Source organism: Streptomyces sp. NPDC045955 (assembly GCF_056430805.1).
Genome location: NZ_JBWKKY010000009.1, coordinates 25630 through 38551, shown reverse-complemented (window position 1 = coordinate 38551; position 12922 = coordinate 25630). Strand labels below are relative to the sequence as shown.

Here is a 12922-nt window from a genome sequence, read left to right as displayed (position 1 = left end):
CTCACCGCTCCCTGACCAGTGCCGCGTACGCTCCGCCGCGCGCCACCAGGTCCTCGTGCCGTCCCCGCTCCACGATCGTGCCGTGCTGGAGGACGACGATCTCGTCGCTGTCGCGGACGGTGCTGAGCCGGTGCGCGATCACCACACAGGCACAGCCGCGCCTGCGCAGGTTGTCCATCACGACCAGCTCGGTCTCCGCGTCCAGCGCGCTCGTCACCTCGTCGAGGACCAGGATGCTCGGCCGGCGCACCAGCGCCCGCGCGATCTCCAGGCGCTGGCGCTGCCCGCCGGAGAAGTTGCGCCCGTCCTGCTCGACCTTGCTGTGGATGCCGCCCGGACGCCGCGTGATCACGTCGTACAGGGCGGCGTCGCGCAGCGCGTCCTCCACCGCCTCGTCCGGGATCGACGGGTCCCACAGCGCCACGTTGTCGCGGACCGTGCCCTCGAAGAGGAACACGTCCTGGTCGACGAAGGAGACGGAGGCGGCCAGCGCCCCGCGCGGAATGTCCTCGATGCGCTGCCCGTCGATGCGGATCACGCCCTCCCACGGCGCGTACAGGCCGGAGATCAGCCTCGACACCGTGGACTTGCCGCTGCCGGACCCGCCGACCAGCGCGACCTGCTGCCCGGGGCCGACCGTCAGGTCGAAGCCGGTGAGCAGGGGCTTGTCGAGCGGGCTGTAGCCGAAGGTGATGTTCTCCAGCTCGACGTGGCCCTGGAGACGGCGCGTCGACTCGCCGGACTCGGGGCGGCCGTAGAGCGGATCCGCCTTGAAGTTCTCCACGTCCTTCAGCCGCGCCACGTCGGCCGCGAAGTCCTGGATGCGGCCCGCGACGCCGTTGAGCCGGGTCAGCGGGGCCGTGAACCGGGTGACCAGGGCCTGGAAGGCGACCAGCAGACCGACCGAGATGTGGCCCTCGACCGCCCGCATGCCGCCGATCCAGAGGATCAGCGCGCTGTTGAGGGTGGCCAGCGTCGGCGCTACCACGCCCAGCCAGGCGCTCGGCACACCGAGCCGCTGCTGCTCCTCCAGCGTGGTGGCGTGCTGCCCGGCCCACTTGCGGAAGTAGCCGTCCTCGCCGCCGGTCGCCTTCATCGTCTCGATCAGCTGAAGACCGCTGTAGGCGGTGTTGGTCAGCCGTGCCGTGTCGGCGCGCAGCTTCGCCGTGCGCGTGGCCCGCAACCGGATGACCACCCGCATGGCCACGATGTTCAGCAGCGCCACGCCGATGCCGACGAACGTCAGCTGCGGGTCGTACGTGTAGAGCAGCACCGCGTACAGGACGACGACGACCGCGTCCACGCCCGCCGCCGCGAGGTCGCGGGACAGGGTCTCGGCGACCGCGTCGTTGGACTGCAGCCGCTGCACCAGGTCGGCCGGGCTGCGCTGGGAGAAGAACGTCACCGGAAGCCGCAGCAGATGGCGCAGGAAGCGGGCGCTGGACAGGGTCGAGGAGATGATGCGGCCGTGCAGCAGGTTGGCCTGCTGGAGCCAGGTGAGCACGACCGTGAGCAGCACGCACGCCGCCATCGACGCGAACAGCACGCCCAGCAGTGAGGTCTGGTTCCCGATCAGGAACTCGTCGATGTAGGTCCGGCTGAGCGCGGGCACCGCCGCGCCGACCGCCACCAGCAGCAGGCTCGACAGGACGGCGGCCGGCATCGTGCCCGCGGTGCCGCGCAGCCGCGCGGGCATGGCGCCCAGGATGCCGGGCTTGCGGCCGCCCCGGGTGAAGTCCTCGCCGGGCTCCATGACCAGCACGACACCGGTGAAGCTGCCGTCGAAGTCCTCCATGGGGACAAAACGGCGGCCCTTGCCGGGGTCGTTGATGTAGACGCCACGGCGGCCGAAGCGGCGGCCCATGCCGTCGTAGACGACGTAGTGGTTGAACTCCCAGAACAGGATGGCCGGCGACTTCACCTCGGCGAGGGCGGCCAGGTCCATCTGCATGCCCTTGGCCGTCAGGCCGTAACTACGGGCGGCCTTGAGGAGGTTGCTGGCGCGCGAGCCGTCGCGGGAGACGCCGCAGGCGATGCGCAGCTCCTCCAGCGGGACGTGCTTGCCGTAGTGGCCGAGCACCATCGCCAGCGAGGCGGCGCCGCACTCCACGGCCTCCATCTGGAGCACGGTGGGCGTGCGGACGGTCTTCGCCGCGGCCTTGGGCACCTTGCGCTTGGGCGGGGCGGCGCGGCGCCGGCCCCGGGTGTCCGGTGCGGTCGCGGTCACGGCAGCAGCCAGTCGACGGGACGCTGGTCGGCCAGCCGGATCGACCCCGAGGCCAGCGTCATGGAGTTCAGCTTGAACGGCGGCCCGTCCGCGGACGACCACTTGTAACCGCTCTTCGTGGCGGACGACTTGTCCAGCCGGACCGTCACGGCCACCGGCCTGCCCTTCTTCGTGAACTGCTCGCCCAGCTGGCTGTCCCCGAGGAACGCGGCGATCGCTTGCGGAGACTGGGCCGAGCGGTCCACCGACTTCACATGGCCGCGCAGCACGCCGTACTCCTGCGTCGGCACCGACTGCACGGTCAGGTCGACGGCGGCGTCGTCGGGGATGGAGGCGGCGTTCTCGGCGGGGACGTAGACCGTCGCGTACAGCGGGTCCTTGGCGTGGGCGACCCTCTCGACGGAGGCGACGTTCGCGCCGGTCTGGATGATCTGCCCGACGGTCGCGGCGAGCGCGGAGACACGGCCCGCGTCGAGCGTGCGGACGACGGTCTCGCCCTTCGGCGTACGGACCTTGAGCACCGGGGAGTTCGCGGGCAACGTCTGGCCCTGCTTCGCGAGTACCGCGGTGACCTGACCCGCGACGGGGCTCTGCAGGAGGTAACTGCCCTGCCCGTGCGTGAGGATGGCGGGTGCGCTGACGGTGGAGGCCACCGAGCCGGTCACCGCCCACACCGAGGCGGCCGCCATCGCGACGACCGTCACCGAGAGCACCAGCCAGCCCTGCGGGCGGGCGAAACGCACCGGCAGGTCGAGTTCCTCGGGTGACTGGAGCTTGGCGAGGGCCTGTTGGCGGAACTGCAAGGAACTTCCCTCACCCGTAGAAGAGGTTGTTACGGCCGCAGCAGAGGCTGTTACGGCACCCGAAGATCCCGGAACCGCCGGCTGCGGCTCCGGGAGTCAACGGCACTGGGGCTCGATCAGAGACCGGCGACCAGGTTGGTGACCGGGGCCGTGTTCAGGCCGGTGGCGCCCTCGACGGTGCCGACGGCCGTGTTGACCAGGCCGGAAACCGGGGCGATGCCGTCGACCGTGTCGGTGACGGTGTTCACGGCGTTCACGGACAGGCCGCCGGAGACGGCGTCGAGCTCGGCGTCAGCGATCTCGACGGTCTCAACCTGGGGGGTGGAGTTCATGATGGAACTTCCCTTCGTATGGATATCTCACAAGGGGGGAGCGGCCCCCTCTGGGGACAGATGACGGCCGCGACCGCGAGTGCCTGACTCTCGTTTCCGAGTGCCCTGTGCGGCCCCCGCGGTGCGATGGATCAAAGCACGCTGCGGGCGCGGGCTTCCAATCAACCAGCCGTCTCACCAGGCAACTTGCGCACCAGTCGCACCGAAGCGTGCAGGTGTGGGCACGCCTTCGTGGCGACTTCTTCACATGGGGCACGGCATCGGCTCATCCGGCCCCTTGTACTGCGGAACGGCGAATCCGGCACTCCCGCCCCAAAGGCATGACCGACGCGGCCGGTGCGCGGACAACCCTCGACTCGGTGACCGGGTTGAGCATTCGATGTGCAGATTCACTGAAGGCGGGATTCGACTCGGCGATCACAACAGATCGTTCCCAGTCGGACACGGACCGTGTCGGTTCGACGGGTCGTCACCGGGGCTGTGGCTGAAACATCGTCATCCGGCCATGGGCGGTCGTGGGCCGTCGCACCTCCCCTTCTCCGACGTGCCGCTGTGACCAGGACGGACGCAGAGCGTGCGGTTCGGTGTGCGGGCGGCGGGAGTTGGCTGATTCCGCGGTGCGAACGGATCACTTGCAAACGGAATTGAACGCCCCAGGAAGCCCGTGCGTACCAACAGCCATCCAGGCGCCCCCCAAAGCTGCCGGACGGCGGCACCTACTCCGTTCCCCAGGAGGAGAGAAGTTTGAGTCACAAGCGAATTCCGAAGCGCAAGGCCGCGATAGCGGCGGGCAGCGTGGTGGCGCTCGGCGCGGCCGCGATCCTGCTCCCCAACGCCAATGCCTCGCAGGACGGTTCGTCCGACGGCGCGGCGGCCGCGCCGAAGACCCTGAAGGCGGGCGACGCCTCGGATCTCGCCTCGCAGCTGTCCGGGCTCCTCGGTGAGGCGTTCGGCGGCTCCTACTACGACAGCGACAGCCAGCAGCTCGTCGTCAACGTCGTACCGGGCGACAACAACAACGTGATCGTGCAGGCGAAGGCGGCGGGTGCGAAGGTCCGCGAGGTCGACAACAGCTGGTCGGAGCTGAAGAGCGGGGCGCAGACCCTGAAGTCGGACGCGACCATCGCGGGCACCTCGTGGTCGATCGACCCGGTCACCAACAAGCTCCTGGTGACGGCCGACAGCACCGTGACCGGTGCCAAGTGGGACAGACTGGAGTCCACCGTGCAGAGCCTCGGCTCCGGCATGGCGACCCTCAAGAAGTCCTCGGGCACCTTCAAGCCGTTCGTCTCGGGCGGTGACGCCATCTTCGCGGGCGGCTCGCGCTGCTCCCTCGGCTTCAACGTCACCGCGGGCGACGGCTCGCCGGCCTTCCTGACGGCCGGTCACTGCACCCTCGGCGGCAACGAGTGGTCGGACACGCAGGGCGGCCAGCCGATCGCCACCGTCGACCAGTCGACCTTCCCCGGCGACGGCGACTTCGCGCTCGTGAAGTACGACGACCCGGCGACCGAGGCGCCCAGCGAGGTCAACACCGGCGACCAGACCGTCCAGATCACCGAGGCCGCGGAGGCGACCGTCGGACAGGAGGTCTTCCGGATGGGCAGCACGACCGGGCTCAACGACGGCCAGGTCCTCGGCCTCGACGCCACGGTGAACTACCCGGAGGGCACGGTCACCGGCCTCATCCAGACCAACGTCTGCGCCGAGCCCGGCGACAGCGGCGGCTCCCTGTTCACCCAGGACGGTCTCGCGATCGGCCTGACCTCGGGCGGCAGCGGTGACTGCACGGCCGGCGGCGAGACGTTCTTCCAGCCGGTGACCACCGCCCTGGAGGCGGTCGGCGCGACTCTCGGCGCGGGCGGCGCGGCCGGCGGCGCGGGTGGAGAGGCCGGCGCGGGCGAGGAAGCCGGTGCGGGCGAGGAAGCCGGTGCGGGCGACGACGCCGGCGCTGGTGCCGGTGCCGGTGAGGAAGCGGGCGCCGGTGAGGAGGCCGGAGCCGGCGAGGAGGCCGGTGCAGGCGGCGACGCTGGTGCCGGTGAGGAAGCCGGTGCCGGTGAAGAGGCCGGGGCTGGCGCTGGTGCCGGTGAGCAGGCCGGCGGCGAGGAAGCGGGCGCCGGTGCGGGCGCCGGTCAGGACGCGGGCCAGGGTGCCGAGGACCACTCCGGTCTGACCGAGTCCCGCTGACCCGAAGACGTCGGCAGCCGGTCCGACGATGCCGGCCTGGTTCCGCCACCTCCCTGGCGGAACCGGGCCGGCTCACCGGCGTTTCCGGCCGTCGAAATGCTTGAGGCGTGCTTGAGCCGTTGTGGGGCCAGGGCGCCTGTCGGCGTTCCCGGTCGCCGACCGGGCCGAGCCGGGGTTCGGGGTCGGCGGTGTCCACCGGCGTTCCCGGTCGTCGGGTGGCTTGAGGCATGCTCGGGCGGCTGGGTCGGTGGCGCTCGGGGGCGTTCCCGGTCGCCGGCCGTGGTCCTGGGCGGACAGCTCGGCTACGGCGGCGAAGTCGGACAGGGCCGAGCCGCGGTTCCGGGGCCGGCGGCGTGCACCGGCGTGTGAAGCCACCGATCGGCCTGACGCCGCGCTTTCGCGGTTTCGGTCGGAGGTGGACCGGGTCGGTCCTCCGGCGGGAGGACCGACCCGTCCGCGTGTCAGCGGAGTTCCGCAGGAGAGCGGGAACGTCCCGGGGGCCTACCCGACGGCCCTGAGCAGCAACAGGGCGATGTCGTCGAGCCGTTCCTCACCGTCCGTGTGGTGGCGCTCCGGGCGGACGAGGCTGTCGGCCAGTTCGTCCAGAGGCTGGTCCCCGGCGTCGGTCAGGCGACGGCCCAGGGCCGCGAGGGCCTCCTCGAAGTCGGTGCCGGGGGACTCGACCAGCCCGTCGGTGTAGAGGACGAGCAGGGAGCCCGGGGCGAAGGCGACCTCCGTCGTCGGGTACACCGCGGCGGCGTCGATGCCCAGCAGCGGGCCGCCGGCCAGGTCGAGCACGCGCACCCGCCCGTCCGGGCGTCTCAGCAGCGGCGGCGGATGACCCGCCCGCGACATCACGGCCCGGCCGCGCGCCGGGTCGAGCCGCAGGTACAGGCAGCTGGCGAACAGGTCGGCCCCCAGGTCCAGCAGCAGCCGATTGGTGCTGCGCATGACCTCCTCGGGCGCCTGGCCCACGGCCGTGTACGCGCGGACCGCGGTGCGGACCTGCCCCATCAGCCCGGCCGCCGTGACGTTGTGGCCCTGCACGTCCCCGATCACCGCCGCCGCCCTGCCCTGGCTGCGCACCAGGTCGTAGAAGTCGCCGCCGATGTCCATGCCCTGCGTGGCCGGCAGATAGCGGGCGGCCGCCTCGATACCGGGCAGCGACGGCAGGGAGTGCGGCAGCAGCGCCTCCTGGAGGCCGTGCGCCAGCCGGTGCTTGGCGTCGTAGAGCAGCGCCCGCTCCAGCGCTTGGGCGATCAGCCCGGCCAGGCTCGTCATCACCGCCCGTTCCTCCGTCGGGAAGGGGTGCGGCTCGGTGTAGGAGAGCACGCACGTCCCCACCGGCCGGCCCTGGGCGATCAGCGGCAGATACGCCCAGGCCGCGAACCCGTCGGGCGTCGCGCCCCGCGCCGGGTAGAGGCGCTCCAGCTGCTCCTGCGACTCGAAGAACGCGGGCACGCCCGTCCGCAGCACATGTGTGCCGGGGGTCGGCTCGGTCAGCGGCATCCCGTCGAACCGTTCCACCACGTTCGCGTCCCGGTACCCGCGATGCCCGAGCACCCGCAGCCGGTTGGCCCGCGAGCCCAGCAGAACCAGGGCCTGGCTGCCCACGGCCGGGGCGATCTCGTCCGCGACCAGCTGCACCACGTCCTGCACGCCCACCGCCTCGGTGAGCGCACTGGCCAGGTTCAGCACCTGCGTGATGGTGACCAGCCGGGTCGGCGTCCCGTCGGGCGGCGGTGCGGTCCGGTTCATCTCCGCCACGGCCCGGGCCCTGGTGATCCGGACGCTGAGGCCGGTCGTGCTCGGGTACAGCCGGAACGACAGCCACTCGCCGGGCGGCCGCAGCGCCACGAAGGAGGCGGTGTGCTGGCTCATCAGCGCGGCCCGGTAACGGTCCTCGTACACCGGGTCGTTGAGCCACGGCACCGACGCCCACAGCTGTGTGCCGAGCAGCCGGCTGACCGGGACGTTCAGCAGCTCGGCCGCCGCCGCGTTGACGAAGCCGATCCGCCCGTGCAGATCCAGCGAGACCAGCCCGTACGGCAGCCGGCTCACCATCCGGGCCGCCTCGACCGTGCCGAGCGTGCCGGCCATCCCGCCCACCAGGGGCGAGGCGACCAGATCCGTCTCGGGATGCGGCGGGATGCTGTGCTCGGCGGCCCGCTCCAGCCGGACGGCCAGCCGCCCGCAGGCCGCCGTCAGATGCTCGCGCTCCCGGTCGGACAGCTCCTGCGGATGCCCGCCCGGCCAGGTCACGAACACCGCGCCGTACACGGTGGACTCGGTGGCCAACGGCACGGCGGCCAGGGCGAACGGGTACGGCAGCACCATGGCGATCCGCGGGTAGCGGCGGGCCATCTCCTCCTCGCCGCCGACCCACACCAGCCTGCGCTCGCGTGCCGCGTCGGCGACCGGGATCGGCGCGCTCAGCCCCACCCGCTCCCAGGGCGCCGCGAACGCCCGGGGCAGCCCCGCCATCACCGCCATCTCCAGAACCGGCTGGTCCCGCCCCAGCAGGTACACCGCGCCGGAGTGGGCGTGTACCTCGTCCATCATCGAGGCCAGCGCCAGGGAGAGCAGGGGACGGCCGACCGGCGTCCTGGCGGCTGCCGGCGCCTGCGCGGACGACTGCACGTCGGACACGCCGACCACCTCCTCGCACGGCCGCGCGACCGGACTCAGGAACAAATGTCCTCCCTGGCGGCCCGTCGCGCACGACGAGCGGCCCGGGGGACAGACCTGGTTACCGTCGGTCACACTCACGGGGCCCCGCTGCAGGCGCCCGCGTACCCCGACTGCCGCGTCCCATGCCGCCGAAGTCGAAGCGCGTCAGGGTGTACGGGCGCCGCGCGTGCGCCCCCACGCACCCTGATGGCTGGATCGTCGCGCCCACGCAGTGTCACGGTCCCGAACAATGGGGCACGCGCTCAACACGACGACGAGGCAGGCGTACGGCGAGCCGGGGGGTGGCAGTGATCCGGGTGCTTCTGGTGCACGACGAGTGTCTGGTGCGATCGGTGCTGGCGGAGTGGCTGCGGGGGGAGTCCGACCTGGTGGTGCACGACACGTCGTGGCGGGGCGCTTCCAGACTGCTGCCGTCCGTACGGCCGGACGTGTGCGCGGCGGACCTGGAGTGCGCGGATTCCTACGGCATCCCTCCACTGGGCGAGCTGTGCCGGCCGGGCCCGGACCGGACGCGCCCGCGCCTGCTCGTGCTCGCCACGGCGAACCGGCCCGGACTGCTGAAACGGGCGGCCGAGGCGGGGGCGCTCGGCTATGTCGACAAGGAGGGTTCGCCGCAGAACCTGCTGCGCGGGATCCGCCGGGTCGCCGAGGGGGAACGTTTCGTCAACGATTCGCTGGGCTTCGGTTTCCTCAAGGCTGCCGAGATGCCGCTGACCCGAAGAGAACTGAGCGTGTTATCCCTCGCGGCCGAGGGAGCCTCCATCGCGGAGATCGCCGGGAACCTGCACCTGTCCCACGGGACCGTGCGGAACTACATGGCGGCCATCACCCGCAAGACCGGGGCCCGCAACCGCGTCGACGCGATCCGCATCTCGCAGGGCCAGGGATGGCTCTGACCGCCGGGCCGGGGCCGGCGTCCAGCTCCCGACGAGGTCCCGGTACAGCGCCGAGGACCGCATCAGCTCCTCATGGCCGCCGCAGGCCGTGCTCCGGCCGTCCATGACCAGCACACGTTCGGCACGGCGGGCGGAGCTGATGCGGTGGGCGACGACCACCAGGGTCCCGCCCGGCCGCGCGGCGAAGGCCCGCTCCGCGCGCTCCTCCGTCTCGGCGTCCAGATGGCAGGTCGCCTCGTCGAGCAGGGCGAGCGGGGCGTACGAGAGGTAGGCCCGGGCCAGCGCGACCAGTTGCCGTTCGCCGGCCGACAGGGCGGCCGGATCGACCCGGGCATCGAGGCCGCCGAGCCGGCCGGCCAGCGGGGTGAGTCCGACCGCCTCGGCCGCGGCCCGCAGCTCCTCCTCGGGCACCGGGTGCGGACGCAGGTACGCGAGGTTCTCGGCCAGAGTGCCGCAGAAGACGTACGCCTCCTGCGGGATGAGCACCCGCGCGGCGGCCGCCTCCGGCCCGGGCACGGGGTGTCCGCTCACCGTGACGGTGCCCTCGTCCGGTGTGAGCAGCCCGGCCACGAGGGCGGTGAGCGTGGACTTCCCGGCGCCGCTGGGCCCTACGACGGCCAGGTGCGAGCCGACCGGGAGGGTGAGGTCGAGCCCGTCGACGACGGGGGCGCTGGCGGGCCCGTAGGCGAAGGTGACGGAGGAGAGGGACAGGGCCGGGGGAGAGGGGGCGGGTGAGGGCGAGGGTGAGGGGGCGGCGGGGTCGGTCCGGCCGGTGGCGGTGGCGGTGGGCGTGCGGCGGGTGCCGTCGGTGCCCTCGGTGACGGTGGGCGTGCCGTGTGTGCCGTCGGCGACGGTGGGCGTGCGGCGTGTGCCGTCGGCGGCCTCTACCGCTTCCGGGATCGCGCCGCGGGGCCCGTCGGCGCGGGCGCCGGGGGCGGGGCGTCGCCCCTCGTGCTGCTGTGTCGCGTCCGCGGGGTGGGGTTCCACGCCCCGGTCCGGCCGCGGCCGCGTCACGTCGCCGCCCGTTCCCTCGGTCCCGACGGAACCCGCCGCGGTCAGCCTGCGCAGCACCACCGTCAGGCGGGAGCCGCTGGTGCCGAGGCCGTGGACCAGGTTGCGCAGGGCGGGCAGCAGGGACTGGGTGACGTAGGCGAGGGCACCGACCAGGGCGCCCGTGGTGACGCCGTGGGCGAGGAGCCAGGGGGCGGTGGCGAGCAGCAGCACGATCGGCAGCTGGCCGCCGACCGCCAGGGACGCCACGCGCAGTACGCCCCAATGGGCCAGGGCGCGCGCCGCCCGCAGTTCCGCCTCGACCCGGTCGGCGGCGCCGACGGCGATATGCGTCTCGGCGCCGGTCGCCGTGATGTCCCGCAGGCCCGGGCAGACGGTGCCCAGGTGTCCCGCGAGGGCCTCGTCGGCGACGAGGAAGGCCTCCTGCCGCCGGGCGAGCGGCCGCAGTGTCGCCGCGAACAGCGCCACCCCCGCGGCCAGGGGCGGCCCGACGGCCAGCAGGAGCGGCGGGGCGAGCGTGAACAGCCCGGCCAGGGCACCGGCGGCGGTGAACACGAAGGAGCGGGAGACCATGACCAGCCCGGCGAAGGTGTCCCGCGCGATCTCCACCTGTTGGGTGAGCCCCGACAGGGAGCTCGCGTCACCGGTCCGCACCCCTCGGGCCACCACCCGCTCCACGAGCCGGTCCCGGAACGGTTCGACCAGCGCGGCGACGGCGGCGTACACCCGTCCTGTCCCGTACGCCCCGGCCAGGACACCGAGCCCGGCCACCGCCAGCCAGACCAGTCCGGCATCCGGTCGTCCCCGCAGGAACCCGTCGTCCAGGGCGCGGGCGGGTCCGTACCCGATGAGGAAGGTCTGCCCGGTCTCCAGCACCGACCAGGCAGTGAGCCGCAGCAGGACCCGCCACCGGGCGAGCAGGAAGCGCAGGCCCCGTGCGGGCAGGCCGCCCCGCGCCGGCGGGGGCGTACCGCTGTCCGTGCGTACGGGGCTGTCCGTCATGCCTCTGCCTCGCTCCCGGCTCCGGCGAGCGCCCATTCCGCCCCCTCCCCGAACACCGCCCGGTATGCCGCGAGTCGCCACAGCTCCTCGTGCCGCCCCACCGCCCGCACCCGCCCCCCGTCCAGCCAGGCCACCGCGTCGGCGCACGCGGCCGTGGCGGCGCGGTGGGCGACCAGGAGCCGGGTTCCGGCCGGGCCGTCGCCCAGGAGGGCGTCGGTGATGTGGCGTTCCGTCACCGTGTCCAGACTGGAGAGGGCGTCGTCGAGGATCAGCAGCCGGCCGCCGTGGGCGAACGCCCGGGCGAGACCCAGCCGTTGGGATTCGCCTCCGGAGCGCGGGGCGTCGGCGACGGGCGTGCCGTATCCCGCGGGGAGGCGGCGGACGAAGTCGTCGGCGAGGGCCGTGCGGGCCGCCTCGCGGATGCGGCCGGGGGAGGGGGACGCCAGGCCGAGTCCGATCGCCTGCTCGACCGTGCCGCCGAGGAGGGCCGGACGGGCGAAGGCGTATCCGACGGCGCTCCGCAGGGCGTCGTGCGGCAGCTCGCGCAGCGGCACCCCGTCGAGGAGCACTTCGCCGGCGTCCGGGTCGGCCAGCCGCCCCGCGAGCGCGGCCAGCAGCGACTTGCCCGCGCCCGACCGGCCGACCACGGCCAGCGTCGTGCCGCCCGGTACGACGAGGTCGACTCCGTCGAGGACGGGGCGTCCGCCGCGCCGGGCCGTCACGCCGCGCAGCTCCAGCCGCCCGGGCCCGTCGGGCAGCCGCCGTGCGCCGAAGGCGATGACGGGCTCGGCCCGGATCTCGCCGAGGCGCCGGGCCGCCGCCCGGGCCCGGGCCAGGCCCGCGAGCCGGCCGACCAGGACGCCGACGCCCGTCGCGAGCACGGCGTACCGCGAGGCCGCGAGTACTTCGCCCACCGACAGCAGGTCCCGGGTGAGCAGCACACCGGCCACGGCGACGACCCCGAGCTGGAGCAGCGGAGCCACGGCGACCGCCTGTGCGGCGGCGCGCCCCTGCACCCCCCACATGCGGTACCCGGCCTCGGACAGGCCGGGCAGCGGCCGCAGCACACGGGCCGTCTCCCTGTCCTCCGTACCCGCCGCCCGGACGGTGCGGAAGCCCTCGACGGCCTCGGCCAGCGCGGCGGCGATCCGGCCCTGGGCCCGTTGGTAACGCGTCGCGCTCTGCGTGGTGTCCCGGGCGACGGCACGCAGCAGGAAGGTCAGTACGGGCGCTCCGGCGAGGAAGACGGCCGCGAGCCGCCAGTCGATCAGGCCGAGCGCGACCACACCCCCGAGGGGACCCGCGAGGGCGGCGAGCAGCGCCGCACGGGCCGCCGGAGTGGTCCCCGCCTCGGCGGCGTTGCCGATCAGGCGGGCGACGAGGTCACCGGAGCCGAAGCGGTCGGCGGCCCGCGGGCCGGCGCCCAGGACGTGCCCGGTCAGCCGGCGGCGCAGCCACGCGGTGCTGCGGGCGTCGACGGTCCCGGTCAGGACGGTCTGGGCCGCGTCGAGCAGGGCGAGCAGCAGCACGAGGCCGGCGCAGTACAGCACCCAGCGGGTCGCCGGGGACTGCGCCAGCAGAAGATCGAGGGCCCGGCCCAGCGCGGTCGGCAGCAGCAGTCCGGCACCGGTCGCTGCGGTGCTGACCAGACACAGCGCCGCACAGCGGGCCCCGCTGTACCGGGTGGCCGTACGCAGCAGCGCGCGGGCGTGTCCGGTCGCCGGGTCGTCGTCACCACGCGTGGTCATACGGGCCTTTCGGGAAACGGGAGGA

Annotated in this window: 7 protein-coding genes and 1 pseudogene; 2 read left to right on the top strand and 6 right to left on the bottom strand. The window is 73.5% G+C overall.

The features are described from left to right. Position 1: 1 nt before the first annotated feature. The 3 genes from AC07F0_RS19805 to AC07F0_RS19795 all read right to left on the bottom strand — a co-directional run bounded on the left by AC07F0_RS19805 (position 2) and on the right by AC07F0_RS19795 (position 3362). Positions 2-2227: an NHLP family bacteriocin export ABC transporter peptidase/permease/ATPase subunit gene (locus AC07F0_RS19805; RefSeq protein ID WP_436730581.1), complete on the bottom strand. Its 2226-nt coding sequence runs from the start codon at positions 2225-2227 to the stop codon at positions 2-4. Next, entirely contained in the window at positions 2224-3030 is an 807-nt protein-coding gene (locus AC07F0_RS19800) for a biotin/lipoyl-containing protein (RefSeq protein WP_478980504.1), read from the bottom strand. The genes AC07F0_RS19805 and AC07F0_RS19800 overlap by 4 nt, the downstream gene beginning before the upstream one ends. Positions 3031-3146: 116 nt before the next feature. Further along, positions 3147-3362, bottom strand: coding sequence for a type A2 lantipeptide (locus AC07F0_RS19795; protein WP_086851420.1), 216 nt, complete (start codon positions 3360-3362; stop codon positions 3147-3149). 744 nt (positions 3363-4106) lie between these two features. Here AC07F0_RS19795 and AC07F0_RS19790 point away from each other — a divergent pair. After that, positions 4107-5549, top strand: coding sequence for a S1 family peptidase (locus tag AC07F0_RS19790; protein ID WP_478980503.1), 1443 nt, complete (start codon positions 4107-4109; stop codon positions 5547-5549). A gap of 501 nt (positions 5550-6050) precedes the next feature. Here the strand turns inward: AC07F0_RS19790 and AC07F0_RS19785 are convergent. After that, on the bottom strand, positions 6051-8207 hold the full coding sequence (locus tag AC07F0_RS19785; protein WP_478981010.1) for a PP2C family protein-serine/threonine phosphatase: 2157 nt from the start codon (positions 8205-8207) through the stop codon (positions 6051-6053). Between the two features lie 320 nt (positions 8208-8527). On the opposite strand from AC07F0_RS19785, the gene AC07F0_RS19780 reads away from it, so the two are divergent. Next, the gene (locus AC07F0_RS19780; protein ID WP_478980502.1) at positions 8528-9136 is read left to right on the top strand and encodes a LuxR C-terminal-related transcriptional regulator; all 609 of its coding nucleotides are present in this window, start codon (positions 8528-8530) and stop codon (positions 9134-9136) included. Positions 9137-9424: 288 nt separating this feature from the next. Here the strand turns inward: AC07F0_RS19780 and AC07F0_RS19775 are convergent. Both AC07F0_RS19775 and AC07F0_RS19770 read right to left on the bottom strand, forming a co-directional pair. Beyond that, a pseudogene (locus AC07F0_RS19775) lies at positions 9425-10720 on the bottom strand (ATP-binding cassette domain-containing protein); the annotation flags it as partial. Positions 10721-11145: 425 nt separating this feature from the next. Beyond that, positions 11146-12897 (bottom strand): ABC transporter transmembrane domain-containing protein, encoded by a 1752-nt coding sequence (locus AC07F0_RS19770; RefSeq protein WP_478980500.1) that lies wholly within the window; start codon positions 12895-12897, stop codon positions 11146-11148. Positions 12898-12922 lie beyond the last annotated feature (25 nt).

Bases quoted from the DNA above. Each gene is read 5' to 3' on its own strand.
- AC07F0_RS19795 (WP_086851420.1), bottom strand. From the start codon at position 3,362: ATGAACTCCACCCCCCAGGTTGAGACCGTCGAGATCGCTGACGCCGAG.
- AC07F0_RS19770 (WP_478980500.1), bottom strand. From the start codon at position 12,897: ATGACCACGCGTGGTGACGACGACCCGGCGACCGGACACGCCCGCGCG.